The organism is Bradyrhizobium huanghuaihaiense (genome assembly GCF_007830635.1).
GTDB classification, from domain to species: Bacteria; Pseudomonadota; Alphaproteobacteria; order Rhizobiales; family Xanthobacteraceae; genus Bradyrhizobium; species Bradyrhizobium huanghuaihaiense.
Genome location: NZ_VLLA01000027.1, coordinates 47,501 through 74,015, shown reverse-complemented (window position 1 = coordinate 74,015; position 26,515 = coordinate 47,501). Strand labels below are relative to the sequence as shown.

Annotated in this window: 20 protein-coding genes, 2 tRNA genes, 1 rRNA gene, 1 pseudogene and 1 riboswitch; of the genes and pseudogenes, 14 read left to right on the top strand and 10 right to left on the bottom strand. The window is 64.1% G+C overall.

Annotation, left to right across the window (positions count from 1 at the left end):
• Positions 1-27: 27 nt before the first annotated feature.
• Complete coding sequence (locus IQ16_RS36815; RefSeq protein WP_026312546.1) at positions 28-906, bottom strand: MJ0042-type zinc finger domain-containing protein; 879 nt, start codon at positions 904-906, stop codon at positions 28-30.
• A gap of 170 nt (positions 907-1,076) precedes the next feature.
• Here IQ16_RS36815 and ftsE point away from each other — a divergent pair, with 170 nt between their 5' ends.
• The 4 genes from ftsE (at position 1,077) to IQ16_RS36795 (ending at position 4,486) form a co-directional block, all read left to right on the top strand.
• Positions 1,077-1,736 carry a cell division ATP-binding protein FtsE gene (ftsE, locus tag IQ16_RS36810; RefSeq protein ID WP_018646542.1) on the top strand — a complete coding sequence of 220 codons (660 nt, stop codon included), beginning with the start codon at positions 1,077-1,079 and terminating at the stop codon, positions 1,734-1,736.
• Positions 1,729-2,697 carry a cell division protein FtsX gene (locus tag IQ16_RS36805; RefSeq protein WP_018646543.1) on the top strand — a complete coding sequence of 323 codons (969 nt, stop codon included), beginning with the start codon at positions 1,729-1,731 and terminating at the stop codon, positions 2,695-2,697. Before ftsE ends, IQ16_RS36805 begins: the two co-directional genes overlap by 8 nt.
• 275 nt (positions 2,698-2,972) lie before the next feature.
• Positions 2,973-3,677 (top strand): YdcF family protein, encoded by a 705-nt coding sequence (locus IQ16_RS36800; protein ID WP_018646544.1) that lies wholly within the window; start codon positions 2,973-2,975, stop codon positions 3,675-3,677.
• A gap of 35 nt (positions 3,678-3,712) precedes the next feature.
• The gene (locus IQ16_RS36795; RefSeq protein WP_018646545.1) at positions 3,713-4,486 is read left to right on the top strand and encodes a lysophospholipid acyltransferase family protein; all 774 of its coding nucleotides are present in this window, start codon (positions 3,713-3,715) and stop codon (positions 4,484-4,486) included.
• On the opposite strand, the gene IQ16_RS36790 is transcribed toward IQ16_RS36795, so the two are convergent.
• On the bottom strand, positions 4,483-5,091 hold the full coding sequence (locus IQ16_RS36790) for a gamma-glutamylcyclotransferase (protein ID WP_026312547.1): 609 nt from the start codon (positions 5,089-5,091) through the stop codon (positions 4,483-4,485). The two genes, IQ16_RS36795 and IQ16_RS36790, sit on opposite strands and share 4 nt — an antisense overlap.
• A 110-nt stretch (positions 5,092-5,201) precedes the next feature.
• On the opposite strand from IQ16_RS36790, the gene IQ16_RS36785 reads away from it, so the two are divergent.
• On the top strand, positions 5,202-6,386 hold the full coding sequence (locus tag IQ16_RS36785) for a DUF2125 domain-containing protein (protein WP_018646547.1): 1,185 nt from the start codon (positions 5,202-5,204) through the stop codon (positions 6,384-6,386).
• Positions 6,387-6,603: 217 nt separating this feature from the next.
• Here the strand turns inward: IQ16_RS36785 and IQ16_RS36780 are convergent, their stop codons facing one another.
• The 3 genes from IQ16_RS36780 to IQ16_RS36770 are packed head-to-tail and all read right to left on the bottom strand — an operon-like array spanning position 6,604 to position 9,520.
• Positions 6,604-7,542: a prephenate/arogenate dehydrogenase family protein gene (locus tag IQ16_RS36780; RefSeq protein ID WP_018646548.1), complete on the bottom strand. Its 939-nt coding sequence runs from the start codon at positions 7,540-7,542 to the stop codon at positions 6,604-6,606.
• Positions 7,539-8,636 (bottom strand): histidinol-phosphate transaminase, encoded by a 1,098-nt coding sequence (hisC, locus tag IQ16_RS36775; RefSeq protein WP_026312548.1) that lies wholly within the window; start codon positions 8,634-8,636, stop codon positions 7,539-7,541. Before hisC ends, IQ16_RS36780 begins: the two co-directional genes overlap by 4 nt.
• Positions 8,637-8,671: 35 nt before the next feature.
• Positions 8,672-9,520, bottom strand: a complete 849-nt coding sequence (locus IQ16_RS36770) for a chorismate mutase (protein ID WP_018646550.1) — start codon at positions 9,518-9,520, stop codon at positions 8,672-8,674.
• A gap of 217 nt (positions 9,521-9,737) precedes the next feature.
• Positions 9,738-9,817, top strand: a riboswitch (SAM riboswitch).
• Between the two features lie 90 nt (positions 9,818-9,907).
• On the opposite strand from IQ16_RS36770, the gene metX reads away from it, so the two are divergent.
• Both metX and metW read left to right on the top strand, forming a co-directional pair.
• Positions 9,908-11,110: a homoserine O-acetyltransferase MetX gene (gene metX, locus IQ16_RS36765; protein WP_018646551.1), complete on the top strand. Its 1,203-nt coding sequence runs from the start codon at positions 9,908-9,910 to the stop codon at positions 11,108-11,110.
• A 2-nt stretch (positions 11,111-11,112) separates the two neighbouring features.
• Complete coding sequence (gene metW, locus IQ16_RS36760) at positions 11,113-11,775, top strand: methionine biosynthesis protein MetW (RefSeq protein WP_018646552.1); 663 nt, start codon at positions 11,113-11,115, stop codon at positions 11,773-11,775.
• 116 nt (positions 11,776-11,891) lie between these two features.
• Here the strand turns inward: metW and IQ16_RS36750 are convergent, their stop codons facing one another.
• Entirely contained in the window at positions 11,892-12,755 is an 864-nt protein-coding gene (locus IQ16_RS36750; RefSeq protein ID WP_018646553.1) for an alpha/beta fold hydrolase, read from the bottom strand.
• Positions 12,756-12,970: 215 nt separating this feature from the next.
• Here IQ16_RS36750 and IQ16_RS36745 point away from each other — a divergent pair, with 215 nt between their 5' ends.
• A complete protein-coding gene (locus IQ16_RS36745) occupies positions 12,971-13,630 on the top strand; it encodes an NlpC/P60 family protein (protein WP_018646554.1) in 660 nt (219 codons plus the stop codon).
• 128 nt (positions 13,631-13,758) lie between these two features.
• Here IQ16_RS36745 and IQ16_RS36740 read toward each other — a convergent pair whose 3' ends face one another.
• Positions 13,759-14,547: an MOSC domain-containing protein gene (locus IQ16_RS36740; protein ID WP_018646555.1), complete on the bottom strand. Its 789-nt coding sequence runs from the start codon at positions 14,545-14,547 to the stop codon at positions 13,759-13,761.
• Positions 14,548-14,786: 239 nt separating this feature from the next.
• On the opposite strand from IQ16_RS36740, the gene clpB reads away from it, so the two are divergent.
• On the top strand, positions 14,787-17,426 hold the full coding sequence (gene clpB, locus IQ16_RS36735) for an ATP-dependent chaperone ClpB (protein WP_018646556.1): 2,640 nt from the start codon (positions 14,787-14,789) through the stop codon (positions 17,424-17,426).
• An 85-nt stretch (positions 17,427-17,511) separates the two neighbouring features.
• Here clpB and IQ16_RS36730 read toward each other — a convergent pair whose 3' ends face one another.
• Complete coding sequence (locus IQ16_RS36730) at positions 17,512-17,778, bottom strand: hypothetical protein (protein WP_035667599.1); 267 nt, start codon at positions 17,776-17,778, stop codon at positions 17,512-17,514.
• A gap of 277 nt (positions 17,779-18,055) precedes the next feature.
• Between IQ16_RS36730 and IQ16_RS36725 the strand changes: the two genes are divergently transcribed.
• Both IQ16_RS36725 and IQ16_RS36720 read left to right on the top strand, forming a co-directional pair.
• On the top strand, positions 18,056-18,970 hold the full coding sequence (locus IQ16_RS36725) for a hypothetical protein (protein ID WP_018646558.1): 915 nt from the start codon (positions 18,056-18,058) through the stop codon (positions 18,968-18,970).
• Between the two features lie 302 nt (positions 18,971-19,272).
• Positions 19,273-19,554 (top strand): hypothetical protein, encoded by a 282-nt coding sequence (locus tag IQ16_RS36720; protein ID WP_018646559.1) that lies wholly within the window; start codon positions 19,273-19,275, stop codon positions 19,552-19,554.
• A gap of 136 nt (positions 19,555-19,690) precedes the next feature.
• On the opposite strand, the pseudogene IQ16_RS36715 reads toward IQ16_RS36720, so the two are convergent.
• Together IQ16_RS36715 and IQ16_RS36710 are read right to left on the bottom strand one after the other, a co-directional pair.
• Positions 19,691-21,308, bottom strand: a pseudogene (locus IQ16_RS36715) (hypothetical protein).
• 154 nt (positions 21,309-21,462) lie between these two features.
• The gene (locus tag IQ16_RS36710) at positions 21,463-23,526 is read right to left on the bottom strand and encodes a M23 family metallopeptidase (protein WP_018646560.1); all 2,064 of its coding nucleotides are present in this window, start codon (positions 23,524-23,526) and stop codon (positions 21,463-21,465) included.
• A gap of 1,112 nt (positions 23,527-24,638) precedes the next feature.
• On the opposite strand from IQ16_RS36710, the gene IQ16_RS36705 reads away from it, so the two are divergent.
• The 3 genes from IQ16_RS36705 (at position 24,639) to IQ16_RS36695 (ending at position 26,503) form a co-directional block, all read left to right on the top strand.
• Positions 24,639-26,127: ribosomal RNA gene (locus tag IQ16_RS36705) — 16S ribosomal RNA — on the top strand.
• A 190-nt stretch (positions 26,128-26,317) separates the two neighbouring features.
• Positions 26,318-26,394: transfer RNA gene (locus tag IQ16_RS36700), tRNA-Ile, on the top strand.
• Positions 26,395-26,427: 33 nt separating this feature from the next.
• Positions 26,428-26,503, top strand: a tRNA-Ala gene (locus IQ16_RS36695).
• Positions 26,504-26,515 lie beyond the last annotated feature (12 nt).

Here is a 26,515-nt window from a genome sequence, read left to right as displayed (position 1 = left end):
CCTTGGGATCAACCTCCCGCGCGGCGACTATACGCTGCCGCCGGCGATGTCGCGCCGGTTGAAGAAGCGAACGTCGATATTGCGGCCCTCCGGCGGCGGCGAGGCCAGGCGCGAACGGAAGAAGGCGCGCTCGCCGGGCTGCAGCACGGTCTGTTCCAGCACGGTATTCCAGGCGTAGATCTCCGCGCCCTGGGCGTCGCGCACGGCAAAGCGCAGCCGCGGGATATCGAGCGGCTTCTTGCCCTGGCCGACGATCACGCCCTCGATTACCAGCACCTGCTTACCGTCAACGGTCTCGCTGGAGAGCTTGACGTCCTTGAAGGCCAGCCCGCGCAAATTCACCTCGAGCCCGACCATCTTGTAGAAGGCCGCCGTCTGCGGCAGCAGCCGCACCACGTCGCCGCGCCACATGATCAGGGCCAGCACCAGCGCGGCCATGGCGGCGCAGGCGGTCGTCAGGCCGAAATAGGATTTTCGCGGCGCCACAGTCGGGGCCGGACGCTGGACCCGCGCGCCGCGCCGGCTGAACAGGCTGCGGAACCAGGATTGGTGCTGTGCGCCCGCGGCTTCTTCCTCGGCGGCCCGGGCCGCCGCTGACCACTCGTCCTCGAGCTCCCGGGCCTCGTCGGCCGGCCAGTCGCCGGCGATCGAGGGGCTGTCGACCACCGGGGTATCGGTGGCGCCATCGTCCTTGGCGTAGGAGTTCCACTGCTCGGCGAGGTCGGACTGGTCGTCGGCCCGGCTGGCCGCGGCCATGGCCGGGACGGACGCCTCCTCGATGGCATCCTCGGCATAGGCGACCCAGGTCTCCTTGCAGCGGGAGCAGCGGACCGTCCGTCCGTTCGCCCCCAGGCTCGCGGGCTTGATGGCGTAGGATGTCGTACAATGGGGGCAGACGATATGCATGGACGAGCCTTGATGCATGGACTGGTCTTGATGAGCCGGAGCGCCGGTTGCCCTGGATGCTACAAGGCGACCGTTAACGAACCGGAAACCATAACGGTCGCAAAAACCGTTGATCGCGTAAGGCAGCGCGCCGCGTCACGTCTATCGCCCCCTCTCGAACGGAGCTGAGCTTGGTTCGGTTCGAAAATGTCGGATTGCGTTACGGTCTGGGGCCGGAGATCCTGCGCGACCTCAGTTTCCAGATCCCGGCGCATTCCTTCCAGTTCCTCACCGGCCCGTCCGGCGCCGGCAAGACCTCGCTGCTGCGCCTGTTGTTCCTGTCGCATCGGCCGACGCGCGGCCTCGTCAATCTGTTCGGCCACGACATCTCGCAGCTCGGCAAGGACGAGATCGCGGACTTGCGCAAGCGCATCGGCATCGTGCTGCAGGATTTCCGCCTGCTCGACCACATGACGACGTACGAGAATGTCGCGCTGCCGTTCCGCGTCATGGGCCGCAGCGAGTCGAGCTATCGCAAGGAGGTCATCGACCTCTTGCGCTGGGTCGGCCTCGGCGACCGCATGGATGCGCTGCCGCCCATTCTCTCCGGCGGCGAGAAGCAGCGCGCCGCGATCGCGCGCGCGGTGATTTCGCGGCCGCAGCTGCTGCTCGCGGACGAGCCGACCGGCAGCGTCGATCCGACGCTCGGCCGCCGCCTGCTGCGGCTTTTCATCGAGCTCAACAAATCCGGCACCGCCGTCATCATCGCAACCCACGACATCGGCCTGATGGACCAGTACGAGGCGCGGCGGCTGGTGCTGCATCAGGGACGGCTGCACGTCTATGAGTAAGACCGACGAGCGCGGCGTGCTGGTCGACCTCGGACAGGAGCGTCCGCAGCTTCCGGCCAAGGCGCGCAACATGTCGCCGATCGTGCCGCGCGCCTCGATCCAGGGCCGCGCGCTGGTCGCCGTCGTCGCCATCATGACCTTCCTGGCGTCGATGACCACTGGCACCGTGCTGCTGGTCAGCGCCTCCGCCGCGGAATGGCAGTCGGAGGTCGCAAGCGAGATCACCATCCAGGTTCGTCCGCAATCGGGGCGTGATCTCGACCGCGACAGCGCGGCCGTGACCGAGGCGATGCGCGCGCAGCCCGGCATCGTCGAGGTCAAGCCGTTCAGCAAGGACGAGAGCGGCAAGCTGCTCGAGCCGTGGCTCGGCACGGGGCTGTCGATGGACGATCTGCCGGTGCCGCGCATGATCATCGCGCGGGTGCAGCCGGGAACGCCGCTCGATCTCGGCGCCCTGCGCGCCCGCGTGACGCAAGTGGCGCCGGGCGCCAGCGTCGACGATCACCGCGCCTGGATCGAGCGCATGCGCTCGATGACCAATGCCACCGTGCTCGCCGGCCTCGGCATCCTCGCGCTCGTCATCATCGCGACCATCATCTCGGTGTCGTTCGCGACCCGCGGCGCCATGGCGGCGAACCGTCCGATCGTCGAGGTGCTGCATTTTGTCGGCGCCGGCGACCGCTACATCGCCAACCGCTTCCTGCGGCATTTCCTCAGGCTCGGCCTCGAAGGCGGCGTGATCGGCGGCGGCGCCGCCATGCTGGTGTTCGGCTTCTCCGAGTCGGTCGCCGGCTGGTTCTCGGGCACCCCGGTCGGGGATCAGTTCGCGGCCTTGCTGGGCACCTTCTCGCTGCGGCCGTCCGGTTATGTCGTGCTCGCAGTGCAGGCGGTCCTGATCGGCGCCATCACCGCCGTCGCCTCGCGCCAGACGCTGTTCGCGACGTTGAATGATATCGATTGAGTTCGTTGTTCTTCCTTCTCCCCTTGTGGGAGAAGGTGGCGCGAAGCGCCGGATGAGGGGTTGCTTCCGCAATTTCGTTGCAAGAGATTCCGCGCGGAGACAGACCCCTCACCCGTCTCGCCGCTATCGCGGCGAGCCACCCTCTCCCACAAGGGGAGAGGGTGAATCGAACTTGCGGCCAGACAGTTTCGTAGCGTTGATAAGCCTGACAAACCGGACTCCACTTCGCCTCAAAACGTCCTAAAATCATCCAGGGAAGGGATCACCGACATCGCATGACCTCGCCGACCGACGATCGATCGCCGAAACTGCCGCGCGGCTGGCTGCGCGCGACAATCGTGTCGACGATTGCGCTCGCTTTCGTCGCAGCGGCGGCGGGCTTCGTCGCGTTCCTGTCGCAGATGCGCGGCGCCGAGATTGCGCCGGACCGCAAGGCCGACGGCATCGTCGTCCTGACCGGCGGTTCCTCGCGGGTGTCGGACGCGATGGAGCTGCTGGCCGCCGGCTATGGCAAGCGGCTGCTGATCTCCGGCGTGCATCCGACCTCGACGGCAAACGACATCTCGCGGACCTTGCCGGAGAACCAGGCCTTCATGACCTGCTGCGTCGACCTCGATCGCACCGCGCTGACGACCCGCGGCAACGCCGCGGAGGCGCGACGCTGGGCGGAAGGGCGACGCTTCAAGTCGCTGATCGTGGTCACCTCGAATTATCACATGCCGCGCGCGCTGGTGGAATTCTCGCACGCGATGCCGGAGACCACGCTGATTCCGTTCGTGGTGGTCGGCGACAAATGGCGCGAGGAGCCGTGGTGGACCTCGGCGTCCACCCTGCGGCTGCTCTTGTCCGAATATGTCAAGTACATCGCGGCCGAGCTCAGGGTGCGGCTGGAGGATTTCGGGATTGACCTTTCGCCCGAGATGTCGGAGCAGCCTGCAGGTCAGCAGCCGAAGCGGCCCGCCACCGCCCAAGCCAATTGACCGGCAAATTGGTCGGCAAACTAATCGGATCGTCGATGTTTCTGATTTTCCTGCGCTCGCTCGTGTTCAACGTGCTGTTCTACGCCGTATTGGTCTGCCTTGCGATCGTGGCGCTGCCGACCTTCGCATTGCCGCCGCGTGCCATGCTCACGGTCGCGCAATGGTGGGCGAAGGCGACGCTTTTCCTGATGCGCGTGGTCTGCAACATCAGGGTGGAATTCCGAGGGACTGAGAAGATCCCGCAGGGACCGCTGGTGATCGCAGCAAAGCACCAGTCGTTCTGGGAAACGTTCGTTTTGCCAGGCTTCTTCAATCGTCCGATCTTCATCCTCAAGCGCCAGCTCATGCAGATCCCGGTGTTCGGCCAGTTCCTGGTCAAGACCGGGATGATCGCGATCGATCGCAATGCCGGCGTGAAGGCGCTGCTGGACATGACGCGGCGGGCGCGCGATGCGGTCCGCAGCGGAAAGCAGCTCGTGATCTTTCCGGAAGGCACGCGCCGCGCGCCGGGCGCGCCGCCCGATTACAAGACAGGTTTTGCGCAGATCTATTCGTCCTGCGGCGTGCAATGCCTGCCGATCGCGCTCAACTCAGGCCTGTTCTGGCCGCGCCGCACCTTCATGCGCTATCCGGGCACGCTGGTGGTCGAGTTCCTCGATCCGTTGCCGCCGGGCCTGCCGAAGGACGAGTTTCTTTCCCGCGTGCAGACGGTCATCGAAGACGCGACCGGCCGCCTCGTCGAAGCGGGGCGGAAAGAGCAGGAGCAGTTGATCGGCAGCGCGCCGAGCTACGCGCCGTCGGAGAGCTAGCGGCTCTCTCGATCTTCGGGAGCCAGCGCGTGCAGCGAATGTGCTTCCCCGTGCAGCATCGTCGCGAGCTGATGCAATTGCCTGTCGCGAAAACCTTCGGCCTCGATGGCTTTCACCGTTGCCGTCACATAGTCGCGATTGGCGCCGGACTGGCCGTGGCCCTGGACGACGTGGCGGTGCTGATCGGCAAGCGACAGGCGTCCGGCATATTGCACATGGCCGCGGTCGACGACATAGGCGAGCGCCGAGACGCGCTGGCGCGCATCATTCTCCAGCCACACCGAGCGCATCACCTCGCGATAGACCGACGTGACCTGCTCGCGTTCGCGCAAATAGGCGACGACGTCGACACGGTTCTTCTCGGCGACGCGGAAGGCGATGCCGCGGCAGGCGCCGCCGCGATCGAGCCCGAGCACCAGGCCGGGCTTCTCCGGCGTGCCGCGATGCACGAAGGAATAGACGCAGAGCGCGCGGTGCTCGCCGACCAGCCGCGCCGGGACGCGCTCCTCGAATTCGAAGCCCGGCCGCCACATCAGCGAGCCGTAGCCGAACACCCAGAGGTCGCCCTTGGCTGTGGTGACGGAGGGGAGGGTGATTTCCGACATTTCGGGCACGGCTACCAGAACCCCGGCCCCAAGCGAAGCGAATTCTCCGTCTTTCGTCGGGGGCCGGCTCCGCTTACATTTGCCTGAATCTGGGGCCAAAGGGTCGCCGCATGTCCGATATGACCGTTGCCACAGGCCGCCGCTCCCGTTGGGGCCTTTTCATCGCACCCGTTCTCCTGCTGATCCTCGCCGTCGCGTGGACCTGCTTCTGGTTCTATGCCGCGTCGCAGGCAGAGGTCGCCGCGGACGCCTGGCGCGCGCAGGAGGCCAAGTCCGGCCGCATCTATGATTGCGCCAAGCGCTCGATCGCAGGCTTCCCGTTCCGCTTTGAGGTCCAGTGCTCCAGCGCCAGCGTCGCCCTGGTCTCGCAGAACGCCAGCAAGACGCCGTTCACCGCCAGGCTCGACAACATCCTGGTCGTTGCGCAGGTCTACGATCCCAAGCTCGTGATCGCCGAGTTTTCGGCACCGGCGACGCTCACCGACGGCGTCACGCAAAACACCTTCGTGGTGAACTGGAGCAAGGGCCGCAGCAGCGTCGTCGGCCTGCCGGCCGTGCCGGACCGTGCCTCCATCGTGTTCGACGATCCCAACATCAACCGGCTGGACGGCAGCGTGCAGGTGCCGCTCGCGCGCGCCAAGCAGATCGAGCTGCATGGCCGCCTTGCGGATGGCTCGCCGGCCGATCATCCTGTGATCGAGACCGTGCTCCATGTCGCGCAGGGCAGCGTCCAGGGCGTTCACCCCCTGCTCGCCGAGCCGTTCGAGGCCGATACGCGCGCCAAGATCACGGGTCTCTCCGACCTCACGCCAAAGCCATGGCCGCAACGCTTCCGCGAGATCCAGGCGGCCGGCGGTCATATCGAGATCGTGCAGTCGCGCATCCAGCAGGGTGAGATGATCGCGGTCGCGGCCGGCACGCTCGGCCTGTCGGCCAATGGCCGACTCGACGGTGAGCTGCAGATGACGGTGACCGGCCTAGAGCGCGTGATCCCGGCGCTCGGGATCGAGAAGATGCTGGAAGAGGGCGTGCCGCAGGCAACGCTGGATCGCGTCGCGCCCGGTGTGAAGTCGCAGGACCTCAACAATCTCTTTGGCGCGCTCGACCGTGCCGTTCCCGGCCTCGGCAAGGTCATCAAGCAGAACGCCAATGCCGGACTGGCCGCCGGCATCAACTCGATCGGCACCGAGAGCACGCTCGAGGGCAAGAAGGCGAGAAGCTTTCCGCTGAAATTCGTCGACGGTGCCGTGCTGCTCGGCCCAGTCAAGGTCGGCCAGATCCCGCCGCTGTATTGATTGGCTCCCGTAGCCCGGATGGAGCGAAGCGCAATCCGGGGGGCTTCGATACGACTGGCACTGTCCCGGATTACGCTTGCGCTCCATCCGGGCTACGCAGCTGTATTGATGCCCTCGTCATTGCGAGCGAAGCGAAGCAATCCAGACTTTCTCCCCGGAAACAGTCTGGATTGCTTCGTCGCTGTGCTCCTCGCAATGACGGAGGAGAGAGGGGTGGCTACGGCTTCTTCGCGAGCTGCCCGTGCTGGCGGCCGAAATCGGCTGCGGCCGAATCCTGGCCGATCTCGACGATGCCGCGGCGGATCGCGCGGGTGCGGGTGAAGTGATCGAACAGTGCCTCGCCATCGCCGCGCCGGATCGCGCGGGTCAGCTTGGCGAGATCCTCGGTGAAGGTGCCGAGCATCTCCAGCACCGCCTCCTTGTTGGCAAGGAATACGTCGCGCCACATCGTCGGATCGGAGGCCGCGATGCGGGTGAAGTCGCGGAAGCCGCCGGCGGAGAACTTGATCACCTCGGACTCTGTCACCTGCGCCAGCTCGTCGGCGGTGCCGACGATGGTGTAGGCGATCAGATGCGGCAGATGGCTGGTGATCGCGAGCACGAGGTCATGATGATCCGGCGTCATGATCTCGACCTTGGCGCCCATCGCGGCCCAGAACGCGCGCAGGCGATCGGTGGCAGCGGCATCGACGCCTTCCGGCGGCGTCAGAATGCACCAGCGGTTGATGAAGAGCTCGGCGAAGCCGGAATCCGGCCCCGAATGCTCGGTGCCCGCGACCGGATGCGCCGGCACGAAGTGGACGTTCTTCGGCAGGTGCGGCGCCATGTCCCTAACGATCGCGCCCTTGACCGAGCCGACGTCGGAGATGATTGCGCCGGGCTTGAGATGCGGCGCGATCTCCTGCGCCACCGGCCCGCAGGCGCCGACGGGAATGCAGAGGATGACGAGATCGGCATCCTTCACCGCTTCCGCATTGGTGGCCACCACCTGGTCGACAATGCCGAGCTCGATCACCCGCGCGCGCGTCTTCTCCGAGCGCGCGGTGGTGACGATCTCGGAAGCCAGGCCCTGGAGCTTCGCAGCGCGCGCGATCGAGCCGCCGATCAGGCCGAAGCCGATCAGGGCGACGCGCTGGAAATGCGGGTTCGCGCTCATTTGCCGGCCATGAAGTCGCGCAAGGCATCGACGACGAGGCGGTTGGCCTCTTCGGTGCCGATGGTCATGCGCAGGGAATGCGGCAGGCCGTAGTTCTTCAGCGCGCGCAACACGAGGCCGCGCTTGGTGAGGAAGGCATCGGCGTCGTCCGAGGTCCTGCCCTTGTCGGTCGGGAAGTGGATCAGCACGAAATTGGCAACGCTCGGCGTCACCTTCAGCCCGAGCTTGGTGATCGCCTCGGTCAGCCAGTTGCGCCAGGTCTCGGTGAACTGCTTCGACATCGCCTGATGCGCGGTGTCCTCGATCGCGGCGACCGCGGCATACATCGCCGGCGTCGACACGTTGAAGGGACCGCGGATGCGGTTGACCGCATCGATGATGTGCTCGGGGCCGAACATCCAGCCGATCCGCAGCGCGGCAAGGCCGTGGATCTTGGAGAAGGTGTGCGTCACCACCGTGTTCTCGGTGGTGGCGACGAGCTCGATCCCCATTTCGTAATCGTTGCGCGAGACGTAGTCGCAATAGGCGGCGTCCAGCACCAGCAGCACATGCGAGGGCAGTCCGGCGCGCAGCCGCTTGACCTCGTCGAACGGGATGTAGGTGCCGGTCGGGTTGTTCGGGTTGGCGAGCCAGACCAGCTTCGTCTTCGGCGTCACCGCCTTCAGGATGGCGTCGACGTTGCAGGTGAGGTTGGTCTCCTCCGCGATCACGTTCCTGGCGCCGACCGCCATGGTCGCGATCGGATAGACCAGGAAGCCGTGGGTGGTGGAGATCGCCTCGTCGCCCTGGCCGAGATAGGTGTGGGCGAGCAGGTTGAGGATCTCGTCCGAGCCGGCGCCGCAGATGATGCGGTTCGGATCGAGGCCGAACGAGCGGCCGATCGCTTCGCGCAGCACGCGCGAGGTGCCTTCCGGATAGTCTTCCAGATGATCCGCCACGCGCTTGAAGGCCTCGATCGCCTTGGGCGAGGGCCCGAACGGCGTCTCGTTGGCCGAGAGCTTGAACACCTTGCGGCCCGGCTCCGGCACCGGGGTCTTGCCGGGCGTGTAGGGCGCAATATCGAGAATGCCGGGGTTCGGCACGGGGCGGGACATCTTCAACTCCGGATAGGCTTTAGGCGGTACGCGATTTACGATTTCGACCCGGTCGGGGCCACCGTATAGCGCGTTGCGTGGCTGCCGACGAGGGCCGTGGAGCGCACCGAGGCCCCCGCCTCGATCAGGGCAGCCTTGATTTTGTCGATGCTGCTCGCAGCCGTGACCGAGACCAGCAGCGCCGCGCCGTCGAAGGCGGTATCGGGCACCGCCACGATGTCGGCGAGCGGCGACAGGGTGCGCGCGACCTCGGCATTCCACCCCGACACGCGAACGCTGAAGGTCTCGACCTCCGTCACCAGGGCGCTGTCGGCGACGCGTGAGATCGCGAACACGGGCAGCGCGGCCGGATGGTCGGCGCGCTCGACGAAGGGCATCCGCGCGATGATCTTCGGTGCGCCTTGTGCCTCCAGCTCCAGCCACCACGGTGTGCGGCTGGAGGTCGCCGAGACCAGCGCCAGGTCGCCCTTGGATTTCGCCACCGCCTCGACTGCGGCCTGCGCGCTGAAATGCGCGACGTAGGGCACCGTGAAACCAAAATGGAAGCGGACGGAATCGCGCATCGCGGGCTCGCTCACCGAGATGTCGGCATGCACGGAGAACGGCGCCTGCACATAGGTGAAGGTCGAGATGATGACGCGCCAGATGCTCTCGACGGTGTCGAGCGGCAGGATGCCGCGATGACGCTGCACGATCTCGCGCATCATGGAGGCCTCGCGCGCCGGGCGGAAGGCCGAGCCGACCTCCTGGGTCTGCTTCACCTGGATCAGGCGGTCGATGATGTCTCCGCGCTGCATCAGCAGGCGATGCATGCTCTCGTCGATCGCATCGATCTCCTTGCGCAATTCCTGCAATGATGGTGGCGCGGGCGGACGTTGGGACATATCTGACAGTGGTTGTTGAGAGGCGTTCCAATGCGGGCCGGCCAACGAGACTGGTAAGGTCCGATCCGCTGCGATCAGCGTCCTGATTAGGCAGTCAGGGCGACGAAAGCAAAGAGAAATGCAAAGGGAAATTAGGCCTGCTCGGCCGGCGAGGCAGGGACGAATTTGGCTGATCCGGGCCGCGACTTGACGAAAACCGTCCAAGCCGGTAGGTTTTTGCCTGTTCCGTGGTCATTTGAGCCGGCCGGCTTGCAGCCACGTTAAAAAACTCGCTAAACAGGCCGGGGACGCTTCCGATCCCGGCCGAACCTATCGTTCAGGCCGGGTTTTTCATGGCCTGATGTCAATGCGGTCTGAAGTCCGATCGCAAACGAGGTCGATGGTCAGATGGTTGGCGTCAAGTCCATTCCAAGTCCCGCGATCAGTGCCGACGATCGATCGCACGAGGTCGATCATCCGAGTTCGCTGGTCGCGCATTTCGGCGCTGAGCAGCCGCTGCGGCTCGATTGCGGCGTCGATCTCTCCCCGTTCCAGATCGCCTACCAGACCTATGGCGAGCTCAACGCCGATCGCTCCAACGCGATCCTGATCTGTCATGCGCTGACCGGCGATCAGCACGTCGCCAATGTGCATCCCGTCACCGGCAAGCCCGGCTGGTGGGAGACCCTGGTCGGCCCGGGCCGGCCGCTCGATCCCGACAGGTACTTCATCATCTGCTCCAACGTGATCGGCGGCTGCATGGGCTCGACCGGGCCCGCCTCGATCAATCCCGCCACCGGCAAGGTGTGGGGCCTGGAATTCCCCGTCATCACCATTCCGGACATGGTGCGCGCGCAGGCGATGCTGATCGACCGGCTCGGCATCGACACGCTGTTCGCCGTGGTCGGCGGCTCGATGGGCGGCATGCAGGTGCTGCAATGGACCGCGGCCTATCCGAGCCGCGTGTTCTCTGCGCTCGCGATCGCCTGCTCGACGCGGCACTCGGCGCAGAACATTGCGTTCCACGAGCTCGGCCGCCAGGCCGTGATGGCCGATCCCGACTGGCACAACGGCGGCTATGCCGATCGCGGCATCCATCCGCATCGCGGCCTCGCGGTGGCGCGCATGGCGGCGCACATCACCTATCTCTCCGACGCCGCGCTGCATCGGAAGTTCGGCCGGCGCATGCAGGACCGCGAGCTGCCGACCTTCTCGTTCGACGCCGATTTCCAGGTCGAGTCCTATCTGCGCTACCAGGGTTCGTCCTTCGTCGAGCGCTTCGACGCCAACGCCTATCTCTACCTGACGCGCGCGATGGACTATTTCGACATCGCCGCCGACCATGACGGCGTGCTGGCAAAAGCCTTCGCCGGCATCCAGACGCGGTTCTGCGTCGTCTCCTTCACCAGCGACTGGCTGTTTCCGACCTCGGAATCGCGCGCGCTGGTGCATGCGCTGAACGCCTCGAGCGCGCGGGTGTCGTTCGCCGAGATCGAGACCGATCGCGGCCATGACGCCTTCCTGCTCGACGTGCCCGAGTTCTTCGACATCTCCCGCGCCTTCCTGCAATCGGCCGGCAAGGCGCGCGGACTGAATGGCGGGGGTGACTAGCAATGTCAGTGCAGGAAGTGCTGCCGCTGGGCGGCGTTGCGGCCGGGCAGTCCGGCCAGGTTCGCGCCGACCATCTACTGGTGGCCGAGATGGTCAAGCCGGGCTCGAAAGTGCTCGACGTCGGCTGCGGCGACGGCGACCTGCTTCAGCTGCTCGAGGCCCGCGGCATCGACGGCCGTGGCATCGAGCTGTCGCGCGAGGGCGTCAACCGCTGCGTCGCCAAGGGCCTCGCGGTGGTGCAGGGCGACGCCGACACCGACCTCGTCAACTATCCAGATGATGCCTTCGACTACGTGATCCTGTCGCAGACGCTGCAGGCGACGCGGCAGCCGAAGGTCGTGCTGGAGAATTTGCTGCGCATCGGCCACCGCGCCATCGTGTCGTTCCCGAATTTCGGCTTCTGGAAGATGCGGCTGCAGCTGCTGATCGGGGGGCACATGCCGCGCACGGAGAACCTGCCGGCGACCTGGTACGACACCGCCAACATCCACTTCTGCACCATCAAGGATTTCGTCGAGCTGTGCGACGCCATCAACGTCAAGATGGAGCGCTCGGTGGCGCTCGATCTCTACGGCCGCCCGGTGCCGCTGAACCTGCCCTGGTGGGTGTGGAACATGTTCGGCGAGCAGGGCGTATTTCTGCTCAGCCGGGGCGGAGGGAAGTAGTTTCTCCGTCATTGCGAGGAGCTCTTGCGACGAAGCAATCCAGGCTGTCCCCGCGGCGGGATTCTGGATTGCTTCGCTGCGCTCGCAATGACGGAATACTTGGCGGCGCCTTCGCTCTAATGCGCCGCCAGTGACCGCGGATCGCGCACCGGCCAGCGCCCGGCCTCAACCAGCGTCACGAACCGCTCCACGCTTTCGTTGAACAGCGCGGGCTCCTCGAGATTGAGCACGTGGCCCGATTTCGGAAACATCGCGAGCCCTGCCGCCGGCAAATGCTTCTTCAGGAACAGGCTCGGCCCGACGCAAGGGTCGTCCTCGTCGCCGCAGATGATCAGCGCGGGCGTAGCGACCTTCGCGATCGTGTCCGCCATCGTGTAGATCGAGGGACGGCCGCCCTGGAAGCCGCGCATCGTGTTGGCCGAGCCCTTCGCATCGTGGCGCGCCAGCGCGGCGTAGAAATCGGCGTGGCCGCGCGGATCTTTGACCAGGAAGGGAATCCGGCTCGGCGCCTCGCGCGTGACCTTCGCCACTTCAGCGGAGCCCAGCGTCTCGAACTGCTCGGCATTGGCGCGGCACTGCTTGCGCCAGGCCTCTAAGTTCTCGATCTCCGAGCCGGAGCCGACGCCGGCGAGCGTCATCGACAGCGCGCGATGCGGCGCGTTCACGCCGATCTGGAGCGAGGAGTAGGCGCCCATCGAGAGCCCGACGAGATGCGCGCGCTCGATCTTGAGATGGTCGAGCACGGCCAGCGCATCGGTGTAGAAATGCGTGTAGGTGTAGACCTCGCCATCAGGCACGTCCGACGGCGTGTAGCCGCGCGCCGAATAGGTGATGCAGCGGTGGCCGCGCGAGAAGTAGCGCATCTGCGGCTCCCAATTGGTGTGGTCGGCCGCGAACTCGTGCAGAAAAATAATCGGCGTTCCCTGACCCGCCTCTTCGAAATAGATGCGGACGTCATCCCAGGTCGTGGCGTGGGGCATTAACTGTTTCCCTCTCTTCGGGCCGCCTTTGCAGGATTGCAGTTAATGCTGATGTCCGCAATGCGGCAGCTTCGCATCAGCACCGGCACAAAATCATCGCAGCTATTCGCGGGCGTTGCGTCTTTTTCTCGCCACATCCGGAAGCTTTACGCCCCAGCGGATGTCGGCCACGGCACGGGCCGGCGGGAAAGAGGGGTGTCAACGAAGGATGAAGAATGTTTGAGTTGTTTGCGTTCCGCCTGTCGCGTTGTGTTGTCGCGCTGGCGGTTTTCTTCGCGGCGGTCGCCGCATTCGTTTCTCCGGCCTCGGCGCGGCCGCATTATCGTCATAGCGCAGAGCGGCACACTCACGTGCACCACGCCAGACATCATCACTATCGCCATCATGCACGCAGCTCGCGCTTCGAGCGCAGCGCGGCGCAGTTGCAGGCGGGCGGCTTCGCCGACACGCAGGCGAGCTATGATCCGAATGCCGGCGCCGGCGGTGCGGGCAATAACGGCATGGCTGCCAGCGGCGGCTTCGGCGGCGGATCGGGCCTCGTGTCCGAGGCGCGCCGCTATCTCGGCGGCAATCCGACCGGGCGCGGCAGCCTGTGGTGCGCGCGCTTCATGAACATGGTGCTGGAGCACACCGGCCATCGTGGCACGGGCTCGGACATGGCGAACTCGTTCGCACGGTACGGCACGCGCGTCTCCGGCCCGCAGGTCGGCGCCATCGCGGTGATGTCGCGCGGCCGCCGCGGCGGTCATGTCGGCATCATCACCGGCATCGACGCGCAGGGCAATCCGATCATGATCTCCGGCAACAACGGCAACCGCGTCCGCGAGGCGCCGGTCTCGCGCGGCCGGATCTATGCGTATGTGATGCCGAATTGACGATGGAGCCGTAGCGACGGTCTCGTAGGGTGGGCAAAGCGAAGCGTGCCCACCACTTCGCTCCGCTCGGCGAGATGGTGGGCACGGCGCAAGAGCGCCTTTGCCCACCCTACGGCAGCGGAGTTCGCTCAGACGAGCTTCGGCTGCTCCACCGCAACCGCATCGCCCACGCCGATCTCGCCGTCGGCAATGACCTCGGCATAGATGCCGCAGTCCATGTGGCCGAGGTGGCGCGAGAGCGTCGGCGGGATCTCGAGATCGCGCTTGGCCGTCACCGGGTCGACATTGGTGGCCGGGCAGCGGACGATGCGCTTGACCACCTTCAGCCGGGCCTCGCCGATCGCGAGCGTCTGGCCGACGAGGTCGAGCTCGGACCAGGCCGGCCAGCCCTTGACGTAGAGATTGCCGCGGAAGCGCAGCGGGTGCACGGCGGTGCCGCCGAGCATGGTCTCGATGGCGCGGACGCTGTTCAGATTGATGATGGACACGACCTTGCGGGCGACATCGGAGAAGCTGTGGTCGCGGCCCGAGAGCACCTTCGGCGGACCCTTCAGTTCCGGCTGAAAATTCTCGGTGAAATAGCTCTCGATGGCGGCGCGCCCGGCGGCCGTCTCCAGATCGCCGCTGGCGACGATCTGGCCGTCCTTGCGAATGGTCAGGCGGTTGGTCGCATCCTCGAAACGGCTGTCGAGCGAGGCCAGCCGCTCATTGCGCGCCAGCATCAGGAACAGGATCTTCGGCTTCCATTCGGGCGCCTCGGGGTCGAAGCCGCTCGGGCCGTTCTCGATGGCGTAGCGGCGGTCGGCGGGCAGCGTCTCCCCTCGCCGCAAGGGGACGCGGGGCAGGGCCTCCGGTGTCAGGCCCTTGATCGGGTAGCGGAAGAGGCCGGTGATTTCGGCGGTCTGGCTGGCTTTCATGCCGCTACTTAGGGGATTCGACGCAGCTCCGCCAAGCCGGCCGATCAGCGCACGAAATTGTGAACTCGCCTCTTTCGCATCCGCAACCCGCTTCCCACATCTGCCTCAGGCTGGCGGCCACGCCGGTCCACGACGACCGTTACCGGTTGAGAAACGTCAATGCGGTAATCGGAAACCCAATGAAGATGCCATTTGGGGTGCCTTAGAGGGCCCCAGGGGCAGGCCGAGGGAAAGAAAAGATGAATATCGACAAATACACCGAACGCTCCAGGGGCTTCATCCAGTCCGCGCAGTCGCTCGCGGTGCGCGAGGGACACCAGCAGTTCTCCACCCTGCACGTCCTGAAAGTCCTCCTGGACGACAATGAGGGCCTCGCGGCCGGTCTGATCGACCGCGCCGGCGGCAATTCCCGTGCGATCCTGAAGGCGACCGAGGAGGCCCTGGGCAAGGTGCCGAAGGTCTCCGGCGGCGGCGCCGGCCAGATCTACCTCGCGCCCGAGCTCGCCCGCACCTTCGACGCGGCCGAGAAGGCCGGCGAGAAGGCCGGTGACAGCTTCGTCACCGTCGAGCGGCTGCTGCTCGGCCTCACGCTGGAGAAGACCAGCGAGGCAGGCGCGATCCTCAGCAAAGGCGGCGTCACCCCGCAAAACCTCAATGCGGCGATCGAGGCGCTGCGCAAGGGCCGCACCGCGGATTCGGCGACCGCCGAGAACGCCTATGACGCCCTGAAGAAATATGCCCGCGACCTCACCCAGGCTGCGCGCGACGGCAAGCTCGATCCGGTCATCGGCCGCGACGAGGAGATCCGCCGCACCATCCAGGTGCTCTCGCGCCGGACCAAGAACAATCCCGTCCTGATCGGCGAGCCCGGCGTCGGCAAGACCGCCATCGCGGAAGGCCTCGCGCTGCGCATCGTCAACGGTGACGTGCCCGAGAGCCTGAAGGACAAGAAGCTGCTGTCGCTCGACCTCGGCGCCCTGATCGCGGGTGCCAAATACCGCGGCGAGTTCGAGGAGCGGCTGAAGGCCGTGCTGCAGGAGGTGACCGGCAGCGAAGGCACTTTCATCCTCTTCATCGACGAGATGCACACGCTGATCGGGGCCGGCAAGGGCGACGGCGCGATGGACGCCTCCAACCTGCTCAAGCCGGCGCTCGCCCGCGGCGAGCTGCACTGCATCGGCGCGACCACGCTCGACGAGTACCAGAAGCACGTCGAGAAGGACGCGGCGCTGGCGCGGCGCTTCCAGCCGATCTTCGTCAGCGAGCCCTCGGTCGAGGACACCATCTCGATCCTGCGCGGCCTGAAGGACAAGTACGAGCAGCATCACGGCGTGCGGATCACCGATTCTGCGCTTGTGGCAGCCACGACCCTGTCCAACCGCTACATCACCGACCGCTTCCTGCCGGACAAGGCGATCGACCTCATGGACGAAGCCGCGGCGCGGCTGAAGATGCAGGTCGATTCCAAGCCGGAAGAGCTGGATTCGCTCGACCGTGAGATCATCCGGCTCAAGATCGAACAGGAGGCGCTGAAGAAGGAAAGCGACCTCGGCTCCAAGACTCGTCTCGAATCTCTGGAGAGGGAGCTGGCTGAGCTCGAGGAGAAGTCTGCGGCGCTGACGTCGCGCTGGAGCGCGGAGAAGAACAAGCTCTCCAACGCCCAGAAGCTGAAGTCCGAGCTCGACGCACTTCGTGTCGAGCTCGCCAATGCGCAGCGGCGCGGCGAATTCCAGAAGGCCGGCGAGCTGGCCTATGGCCGCATTCCGGAGCTGGAGAAGAAGCTCGCGGAGATCGAGGCGCGTGAAGGCTCCGGCGAGATGATGGAGGAGGCGGTCACCGCCAACCACATCGCGCAGGTGGTCTCGCGCTGGACCGGCGTGCCCGTCGACAAGATGCTGGAGGGCGAGAAGGAGAAGCTCCTGAAGATGGAGGAGCAGCTCGGCACCCGCGTCGTCGGCCAGGCCGAGGCCGTGCGTGCGGTCGCGACCGCCGTGCGTCGCTCCCGTGCCGGCCTGCAGGACCCGAACCGCCCCACCGGCTCGTTCATGTTCTTGGGCCCCACCGGCGTCGGCAAGACCGAGCTGACCAAGGCGCTCGCGGAGTATTTGTTCAACGACGAGACCGCGATGGTCCGCCTCGACATGTCCGAATACATGGAGAAGCACTCGGTCTCGCGGCTGATCGGTGCGCCTCCGGGCTATGTCGGCTATGACGAGGGCGGCGCGCTCACCGAGGCGGTGCGGCGCCGGCCCTACCAGGTGGTGCTGTTCGACGAGATCGAGAAGGCGCATCCCGACGTCTTCAACGTCCTGCTGCAGGTGCTCGACGACGGCCGCCTGACCGATGGCCAGGGCCGCACCGTCGACTTCCGCAACACGCTGATCATCATGACCTCGAACCTCGGTTCGGAATTTTTGGTGAACCAGCCGGAGGGCGAGGACACAGCCGCCGTGCGCGAGCAGGTGATGGGAACGGTGCGGGCGCATTTCCGCCCCGAATTCCTCAACCGCGTCGACGAGATCATCCTGTTCCACCGCTTGCAGAAGAGCGAGATGGGCCGGATCGTCGAGATCCAGTTCGCCCGGCTGCAGAAGCTTTTGACCGATCGCAAGATCGTGCTGAGCCTCGATGCCGCCGGCCGCGACTGGCTCGCCGCCAAGGGCTGGGACCCCGCCTACGGCGCACGGCCGCTGAAGCGGGTGATCCAGCGCTACCTCCAGGATCCGCTCGCCGAGATGATCCTCGGCGGCGACGTCAGGGACGGCGACACCGTCGCGATCTCCTCCGAAGGCAACGTGCTGACCTTCAACGGCAAGGCGCCGCAGACCGCGGAGATCGCCCAGTTCGAGGCGCCGGTGTCGAAGCGGAAGCTGAACTGAGCGTCATCGCGGCCTGAAACGACAGATCGCCCCGGAGAGGTTCACTTCTCCGGGGCGAATTGTTTTCGTCGGTCCGGTTGACGTCCTAGCCGGCTGGGAACGCGGGGGCGGGCTCGGCCGGTCCAACTTCGGCGTCGTCCTCTTCGAGCTCCGACAGGATATCGACAAGCTCGCGTACCCGCCCCTGCGCCAGTGGCCGCAAATCGTTGATCATGGGCTCGTCGTTGGCGAGCCAGGCTTGGGCTTCGGCCAGCTCGTCCATGGTGGCGCCGGTGCCAATGATGCTGGCGATGGTCAGGTCGTCAGCTCCACCGACGGCCTTGATGACGTCGTCTCGTGTCAAAGGCTGCATGGCATTCATCCCCTTTGCCGCTGCACCGGACACTTCAACCAAATGACCATCGTGTCGGTTCCCCGACCTGCGTTGGGTGATGTGAGATCGCGCAGCCGCAGCGGTGCATCCTTACCGGAATTGACTGCGTCCCTACAATTTTGACGCGCCGCACGCAAAAGGAGTGTTGTTCGAAAGAGACACGGATGCCGCTTTAACGCGGAGGATGTCTGAATCCTCTTGAACAACCTGCCGCATCCTCGCCACAATCCTTACCGGGGAGTTAAGGGGGCGTGGGATGCGTGGTGTGGCGGAGTTGCGTCGCGTGGGGCGGTCGTTTGCCGGCATTGCGCTGGTTGGACTGTTATTGGCGGGGTGCGAAACCTTCCGCGGAAGGCCAGATCGAATTTACACTGTTGCCGAAGAGGTGGCGAACGCGCGGGAAGCATTGCCTGGTATCGCGACCAGCTACGAGTTCGCCAGGTCCGACAATGATCGGATATTCTATCGCAACGAGTACATCGCTCGCCGGATGTACATCATCGACGCAGAATTCACCGAGTTCGAGACCGCTCTGACGAAGGAACGGAGCGAGTTTGGCTTTACGACGGCGGTGGTCACGCAAGGATTGACGACCGCCGGGGCCGTGTTCACGCCGGCTAATACCGTGCGAACCCTGAGTGCGCTCGCGGGGGGCGTGAATGCAAGCAGGGGCTTTTACGATTCAGAGTTGCTTGTAAACAAGACCATTCAAATCGTGCAGGCCCAGATGGAAGCAAAGCGCGACATCGTCGCCTCCCGCATCATCTCAAAGGTGAACTTCGCTCCACGTACCTATCCTCTCTCCGCTGCACTTCATGATCTTGAAGACTACTATCGTGCGGGCACACTGACGGCCGGCTTGATCAAAGCGAGCGCCGAGGCGGGAGAAGCTGCCAAGGAAGCTGCCACCCAGAAGGAAGCCGCGATGGTTCTCCAGGGAGGCGCTTTCCAACCGAGCGAAGATACGACCAAGCGTGTGCTGGCGTACTTTGCGCCAGGCCCGAAGCGTGCTGACCGGCTCGCAAGAATGAGCGAATGCTTGTTCGCGGTAGGATTCCGTAGTCCTTCGGGAGGCGCTCCGAGCGCCCTCAGTTTTTCCATAGGAGCAAATAACCGGGGTGCGCGATTGAACATGATGAAGTGCGCGAGTGAAAACAAAGATCCGATGTAGTTTCGATCAATTGATGGAGGCGAACATGTCTCAGTATCACAAACATGGTGCCTATGACCCTAACGGACCCACTACAAAGAGGGTAGTCGCGTATTTCTCGAGCGGAGCGAAACGCACCCAGCGATTGCAACGAATGAGTGCGCGACTGTTTGAAATGGGTTTACGCTCCCCGAAGGGCGGTCCTCCAAATGCTTTGGCGTATGCAATTGGATCGGGCAATCGGAGCGTCAGATTGCAGATGATTGAGCACGCAAAGACGCACGATCCGATGTAGTTGCGTTCGTATATATGGGGGATTGACGATGACTACTACGAACGTCGATATTTCGAATAAAGATGACGCAAAAGCGCTTGTGCAGACCTTTGTTGATCAAGATGAGCAAGTCGCAAAAATAGAAATTACCGTGACGAATGGCGTGTTTGCCGGGGCAGTCACCTTTAATGATCCGCCTACGCCCGAGGCAGTGGGAGACGGAACAATGGATACGGCCAAGACGGATGCGGCCAAAGCCATTGACGATGGAAAATCCAAAATAACCATCGAGAGAAGCGACGCCGGTAAATGGACCGTAACAGCCACGTAGTAGCGAACCTTAAGGGGACTAACGACCGCAACCAGCGTCACCCGCGCAGGCGACACGCCGGTGCGCGGCTCGGCGTGGCTTCGCGCGATTGCGGGGCGGGCTCGCCAAGTCCTGCTGACTGGATCGCGCCGAAAACTTATTTCTTCACTACCTTGTAGATCGCATTCTCCACGTCCGAGGAGACGTAGATGACGCCAGTCGCACCGATCGCGACACCCGTCGGAATATGCGTCGGCAGCCCTCCAGGTGCCCCGGTCAGGCCGATTGGAAGGTTAGCCGCGATCTCGGCGACCTTGCCGGTCTCCGGCGCGATCTCGATCAATCGCTTCGCGCCGACCTCGGCCACGATCAGCCTGCCGTCGCTCGCGCGCGCGATGCCTTCGGGCATTTTCAGCTCCCTGACGAGCACGGTCTTTTCGCCGTTGCTGTCGACCCTGGCGACGGTGCCGGCAAAGGCCTCGGTGACATAGACCTCACCGCTCGGGCCACCGACGAGCCCGACCGGTCCCTCGAGGTCGCCGATCAGCGTGGTGCGATCCTTGCCGTGCTCGCCGCTGACACGGACCAGCGACTTGGTGCCGAGCTCGGCCACCAGGATGCTGCCGTCCGCGAGCACGATGGCGTCATGCGGCGCCTTGAAGCCATGCAGCATGTCGCGCGTTGCGCCGGTCTTGCCGTCGATCACCTGCACCGTGCCGGTGAACCAGCTCGACAGGATCACGTCGTTGCCCTTCGCCGTCGCACTCATCGGATATTCGAGCGTGACGCCGGCGGCGTGCATGCGCGCCTTCTCGGTGACCTCGCCGGTCACCCCGTCCACCGTGCGATAGGCGAACACATCGGCGACGTGAATCGTGTCCTTGCCGTTCTCCGAGGTGACACCGATGCCGCCGGGCAGGGCGAGCTTGCCGATGATGATCTGCTTTACCTGGCCGGTCGCCGGATCGACCTCCTGGATGCCGTTGTCGGCCATGTTGGAGACGTAGATGCGGTCCTTGTCGTCGATGGCGAGGTTGTCCAGCGACGGCTTCAGCTGCGCGACCACGGTCTTGGCGCCCGACCTGGGATCGACCCGCACGAGCTGGCCGAGCGCGGTATCGACCACAAAGAGATTGCCCTTGGAATCGAAATTCACTGCGGCCGGGACCTTGAAGCCGTCGGCAACCACCGTCAGCTCGGCCTTGTCGACGTCGACCTTGGCGACCTGTCCTTTGAACCAGAGCGGACCGTAGAGCTTGTCGTCGGGGCCGAACTCGAAGCCGTTGAGGCCGCCCATCTTCTCCATGATCTGGCGGGCCGGTTTGACGCCTTCGACGTCGATCTCATAGAGCGTGTCGCCGAAAGACGGTGGTGGCGTAGAGCCTGCCGTCCTTGCGGAAGGCGAGGGAATTGATACCGGGAAGGCCCGAGGCGAGCTTCCTGATCGGGCCGTCGCCCTTGCGCGCATAGAGATCGCCGGCCAGGAAGCCGGTCCAGGCCATGGTGCCGTCGGGCGCGAATGCAATGTCGTCGGCCATTCCGACCGGGGCGGGGATTGCAACCTTGGCGGTACCGCCGGCGATGTCGACCTCATAGAGCGCAGCGCCGGCGACGCTGCCGGCGAACAAATGGCCGGCCTTGTCGATCCCGAGCCCGTGCACGCCATGGAATGCCGAGCCCGGAACGAGCCTGCTAACCTCCCAGTTTTCTGCGGATGCGCGCGGGATGCAGAAAACCGCAGCAATCAGGGCCGCGCAGGCGAGCCTGTTCTTCATGGCGAGACCTCCCGTTTTTTTGGAAAGTATTCGCCCGTCACACGGCTTTGGCAAACGAAACTTGACGTTGTGACGCGATGAAGCGGCCGCTGTTTCGCAGCGTTCCGTTCAATCATGTTCGAAGATGTCCGGACAGTGTCGGGCGGTCGCCGACTTAGCGGTTTGTCACCTGCAACGGTCCGCCCGTTGCATCCGACATGCGCGCGATGGCGCCGCCTCGGCCGCTCATCATGCCATCGAGCCGGTCACGTTCCTTCTCGAAGCCTGCGAGCATCGGGCCTTCCAGCGAGCGCCCCCGCGGCAATTTCACACGCAGCGGATCGACGAAGCGGCCGTTCACCAGGATTTCGTAGTGCACGTGCGGGCCGGTCGACGCGCCGGTCGATCCGACGAAGCCGATGACCTGGCCCTGGCGGACCTTCCTGCCGGCTTCCATGCCCTTGGCGTAGGCCGACATGTGGCCGTAGGCCGTCTCGTAGCCGTTATTGTGCTTGATGCGGACATACTTGCCGTAGCCGCCTTCAGTGCCGATCTTTTCGATCACGCCGTTGCCGGAGGCGAAGATCGGCGTGCCGTAGGCGGTGGCCCAGTCGACGCCGGTGTGCATCTTCACATAGCCCAGGATCGGGTGGCGGCGGCCGCCGAAGCCCGAGCGCATGATGGCGTTGTTGACGGGCTTCCTGACCAGGAACTTCTTCGCGCTCTTGCCGGTCTCGTCGTAGTAGTCGACGACGCCGTCGTCGGGGCTCTGATAGCGATAATATTTCTTGGTCTCGCCGCCGACTGTGAGCGAAGCGAACAGCACGTCGTTCTTTTCGCTCGACGTCACGCCCTCGTCCTCGCCGGCGTAAAACACGTCGAAGGAATCGCCCGGCTGCACCTTGCGCTGGAAATCGACGTCGTAGGAATAGATCTTGATCATGTCCTCGATGACCGGCATCGGGACCTTGTTGCGCATCGCGGTCTCGTAGATGCTCTGGTAGAGCCGGACGCCGGTACCGTCATCGTCGTCATCGTCGTCGCTGTTGGCGTTGGCCGCAGCGTCGGCGACGGTGTTCATGCTGGAGACGTCGACCGCGACGTATTTGCCGAGATCGGACAGCGCCGCGATCGCTTCCACCATGGTGTCGTTTGCAACCACGACGCGATAGGGCTGGAGCCGGGCGCCGGGGCTTGCGGGCGCCATCAGGATGCGGAGCTTTTCGCCTTCCTTCAGGCCGCCGTCGCGGCCGCGCGGGCCGAGCGTCGCAGTGATCGCCTTGATCTCGTCGGCCGTGGCGCCGAGATCGCGCAGCACGGAGCCGACGCTGTCGCCCTTCTTGACCAGATGGACGCGTTCGCCATTGGGATTGCCGCCGGTGATCTGTTCCTTGGTCTTCGGCAGCAGCGTGACGTTTTCCGGCACCACGCGCGTCTCGAAGCCGGCATAAGGATCGGACGGCGACACCTCGGTGGCGTAGGCCATCTTCATGTCGGACGGACCGGTCGCGCCGGAGACGTCGGCGGCGGCATTGGCGAGCGAGGCATAGCGCACCCCGCCATTGCCGCGCCAGTTGGCGGCATCGCGCACCCGCATCAGGATGTCGTCGAGCGCCACCACCGCGGAGATCTTGGCTTTCGGCAGCACCGGCGACAGGTCCTTGGTCACGAAGGAGACCTCGGCGTCGGGCTCGACGGCTTCGGGATTGTTCGGATCTTCCGACGCACTCTTCGGATCGGAGCCGACGTCGGTGAGAAGACGCTGGGCGTTGAACGGCGGAATCTTCGCCGACAGATCGCTCGTCGTCATCGACAGATTGCCGGCGATCCGGACGAAGGGGCGCACCCGCATCACGTCGCGGTTGCCGACGCGGGCGACCGTCGAGACGCGCATGATGTTGCGCGAGGCGGTGGATTCACTGGGGGGCGGCAGGCGATCGCTCTTGTGCAGCGTGGCGGCGCGGTCAGCTGCGCCGAATGCCCCACGCAGCGCGCCTTCGACCCGTTCCGGAACCTTCGCGAAGGTCATCTCGCCGTCGAGAGAAGCGAAAACGGCGCCGCCGATCAGGGCTGCGCCGCACAGTCCGGTCAGAATTGTCCCGCTGAACCATTGTACCGAGACGCGACGGCGGTCGATGACGGCGGCTTCCGAACCATCGACGGACAGCGGCGGCTCGTGGCCGAGATCGATGATCCCGGTCTCACGCCCATAAGCGCCGCGTGACGTCCTGTGGTTCAACCCAAGTCCCCCAATCAACGACCCAAGAGGCCAATTCCAAGAGCCCAATTTCCAAGAGCCCGGTTTCAAGCCCCTTCCTGACCGCCCTCTTCGAGGGGCATCGCAGGAATGGGCAAGCCGCACAGGCGTCCGCGGTCAGAAGGCCCCGATGACGGGCCGGCCGAATTTACGAACAGCTAAGCGGAAAAAGATCTCTCGATGTCTCTCGAATGTCCGAAGAAGGCCGCTTCATCGTCTGATCGCCTTCCTCTGACCCCACGCAAACCGCCGGCAGCCCCCACTGGCATCCCCGCGATTCAAGCTTGTCTGTATCAGAACGCCGCGGGATTGTGGCTCTAGTACGGCGCCTAATACGGAAAAAGTTTCATGAACGGCCGGGCCCGAGAGGCCCGTCTGGCTGGCGCGGGAGCTCGGCCCGGTCCAGGTCGAGCTCAGTCTGGCTTAGGATGGGACTCTGCCTGCTTGGGCGCAGGGTGGCGTTGGGAAGGGGCAGGGGGAGTCGTCTGGAGGGGCCCCAAAGCGGCCTCCGGAGCCCGCCGGCGCGCAAACTTTTTTTCAGATTTTTTGCGGGGTGGCTTCGACCCGCGCGTTGGCGCCTCCTCTAATCGACTGGAATCGCTTGAATTTTTCCGATGATCCACTGTGCGACGATTTGTTGACGATTGGCGTTGACAGCCCGGAAGGTGGGGCCTATAACCCCAATCACTGAGCGCGGCGCCGCCGGGTCACTGACCAAGGCGAGCGAACGCGCCACTGATGCTCCTCACCTCGTTGAGTGACACAACAGCCGACACCAGTCGGTTGGAGTTCATCCATCGTCGGTAAGGGTGTCGGAACCCTTCCTCTCAGGAAGGTTGGGGCCTCTCCGGTCCCGGGCTGTTTGACAAGTGAAGATGAAGAAAGAGAAACGTGGACGGCGGAGTCCTTGCGGGTCTCGCTTCTGAAAAGCTTCGGCTTTTCTGATCGAGACCGGACGAAAGACTTCGGCGGTACACGTTTCAAAGGAAACACCATCGTTGCCAGCGATGTGAATCGCAGGCAGCACATCGACTTCGGTCGATAATGGTGGGACCTCGTCAAACGTTGTGATCAGCCGGTTCAAAGTTCAAGTCCAACTTGAGAGTTTGATCCTGGCTCAGAGCGAACGCTGGCGGCAGGCTTAACACATGCAAGTCGAGCGGGCGTAGCAATACGTCAGCGGCAGACGGGTGAGTAACGCGTGGGAACGTACCTTTTGGTTCGGAACAACACAGGGAAACTTGTGCTAATACCGGATAAGCCCTTACGGGGAAAGATTTATCGCCGAAAGATCGGCCCGCGTCTGATTAGCTAGTTGGTAGGGTAATGGCCTACCAAGGCGACGATCAGTAGCTGGTCTGAGAGGATGATCAGCCACATTGGGACTGAGACACGGCCCAAACTCCTACGGGAGGCAGCAGTGGGGAATATTGGACAATGGGGGCAACCCTGATCCAGCCATGCCGCGTGAGTGATGAAGGCCCTAGGGTTGTAAAGCTCTTTTGTGCGGGAAGATAATGACGGTACCGCAAGAATAAGCCCCGGCTAACTTCGTGCCAGCAGCCGCGGTAATACGAAGGGGGCTAGCGTTGCTCGGAATCACTGGGCGTAAAGGGTGCGTAGGCGGGTCTTTAAGTCAGGGGTGAAATCCTGGAGCTCAACTCCAGAACTGCCTTTGATACTGAAGATCTTGAGTTCGGGAGAGGTGAGTGGAACTGCGAGTGTAGAGGTGAAATTCGTAGATATTCGCAAGAACACCAGTGGCGAAGGCGGCTCACTGGCCCGATACTGACGCTGAGGCACGAAAGCGTGGGGAGCAAACAGGATTAGATACCCTGGTAGTCCACGCCGTAAACGATGAATGCCAGCCGTTAGTGGGTTTACTCACTAGTGGCGCAGCTAACGCTTTAAGCATTCCGCCTGGGGAGTACGGTCGCAAGATTAAAACTCAAAGGAATTGACGGGGGCCCGCACAAGCGGTGGAGCATGTGGTTTAATTCGACGCAACGCGCAGAACCTTACCAGCCCTTGACATGTCCAGGACCGGTCGCAGAGACGTGACCTTCTCTTCGGAGCCTGGAACACAGGTGCTGCATGGCTGTCGTCAGCTCGTGTCGTGAGATGTTGGGTTAAGTCCCGCAACGAGCGCAACCCCCGTCCTTAGTTGCTACCATTTAGTTGAGCACTCTAAGGAGACTGCCGGTGATAAGCCGCGAGGAAGGTGGGGATGACGTCAAGTCCTCATGGCCCTTACGGGCTGGGCTACACACGTGCTACAATGGCGGTGACAATGGGATGCGAAGGGGCAACCCCTAGCAAATCTCAAAAAGCCGTCTCAGTTCGGATTGGGCTCTGCAACTCGAGCCCATGAAGTTGGAATCGCTAGTAATCGTGGATCAGCACGCCACGGTGAATACGTTCCCGGGCCTTGTACACACCGCCCGTCACACCATGGGAGTTGGTTTTACCTGAAGACGGTGCGCTAACCCGCAAGGGAGGCAGCCGGCCACGGTAGGGTCAGCGACTGGGGTGAAGTCGTAACAAGGTAGCCGTAGGGGAACCTGCGGCTGGATCACCTCCTTTCTAAGGATGATCCTTCAGCGAGCTTCGGCTCACTATCGGATCGTTTTAGAAACATCAGTGGCCAACAGATCGCCAGATCGTTGAGCTGCATTGGCGGGATTTCGCCGTCTTCGTTTCTCTTTCTTCGCGGACGAACACGCGCTGGGCCTGCAACGGCAGGATCCAGGGTCCTTAACGGGATATGCGTTAGGGGCTTGTAGCTCAGTTGGTTAGAGCGCGCGCTTGATAAGCGTGAGGTCGGAAGTTCAAGTCTTCCCAGGCCCACCACTTACATCGAGTGAGCATTCGTCTTCTGGTTACGGGGCCATAGCTCAGCTGGGAGAGCGCGTGCTTTGCAAGCATGAGGTCGTCGGTTCGATCCCGTCTGGCTCCACCAGATGGTTTGATC

Excerpts from the sequence above, each read along its gene's own strand:
- IQ16_RS36725 (WP_018646558.1), top strand. The coding sequence starts at position 18,056 with ATGCGTGGTGTGGCGGAGTTGCGTCGCGTGGGGCGGTCGTTTGCCGGC.
- IQ16_RS36815 (WP_026312546.1), bottom strand. The coding sequence starts at position 906 with ATGCATATCGTCTGCCCCCATTGTACGACATCCTACGCCATCAAGCCC.
- hisC (WP_026312548.1), bottom strand. The coding sequence starts at position 8,636 with ATGTCCCGCCCCGTGCCGAACCCCGGCATTCTCGATATTGCGCCCTAC.
- IQ16_RS36795 (WP_018646545.1), top strand. The coding sequence starts at position 3,713 with ATGTTTCTGATTTTCCTGCGCTCGCTCGTGTTCAACGTGCTGTTCTAC.
- IQ16_RS36720 (WP_018646559.1), top strand. The coding sequence starts at position 19,273 with ATGACTACTACGAACGTCGATATTTCGAATAAAGATGACGCAAAAGCG.
- IQ16_RS36750 (WP_018646553.1), bottom strand. The coding sequence starts at position 12,755 with ATGCCCCACGCCACGACCTGGGATGACGTCCGCATCTATTTCGAAGAG.
- IQ16_RS36800 (WP_018646544.1), top strand. The coding sequence starts at position 2,973 with ATGACCTCGCCGACCGACGATCGATCGCCGAAACTGCCGCGCGGCTGG.
- IQ16_RS36785 (WP_018646547.1), top strand. The coding sequence starts at position 5,202 with ATGTCCGATATGACCGTTGCCACAGGCCGCCGCTCCCGTTGGGGCCTT.
- metW (WP_018646552.1), top strand. The coding sequence starts at position 11,113 with ATGTCAGTGCAGGAAGTGCTGCCGCTGGGCGGCGTTGCGGCCGGGCAG.
- metX (WP_018646551.1), top strand. The coding sequence starts at position 9,908 with ATGGTTGGCGTCAAGTCCATTCCAAGTCCCGCGATCAGTGCCGACGAT.
- IQ16_RS36770 (WP_018646550.1), bottom strand. The coding sequence starts at position 9,520 with ATGTCCCAACGTCCGCCCGCGCCACCATCATTGCAGGAATTGCGCAAG.
- clpB (WP_018646556.1), top strand. The coding sequence starts at position 14,787 with ATGAATATCGACAAATACACCGAACGCTCCAGGGGCTTCATCCAGTCC.
- IQ16_RS36745 (WP_018646554.1), top strand. The coding sequence starts at position 12,971 with ATGTTTGAGTTGTTTGCGTTCCGCCTGTCGCGTTGTGTTGTCGCGCTG.
- IQ16_RS36740 (WP_018646555.1), bottom strand. The coding sequence starts at position 14,547 with ATGAAAGCCAGCCAGACCGCCGAAATCACCGGCCTCTTCCGCTACCCG.
- IQ16_RS36805 (WP_018646543.1), top strand. The coding sequence starts at position 1,729 with ATGAGTAAGACCGACGAGCGCGGCGTGCTGGTCGACCTCGGACAGGAG.
- IQ16_RS36790 (WP_026312547.1), bottom strand. The coding sequence starts at position 5,091 with ATGTCGGAAATCACCCTCCCCTCCGTCACCACAGCCAAGGGCGACCTC.
- IQ16_RS36780 (WP_018646548.1), bottom strand. The coding sequence starts at position 7,542 with ATGAGCGCGAACCCGCATTTCCAGCGCGTCGCCCTGATCGGCTTCGGC.
- IQ16_RS36730 (WP_035667599.1), bottom strand. The coding sequence starts at position 17,778 with ATGCAGCCTTTGACACGAGACGACGTCATCAAGGCCGTCGGTGGAGCT.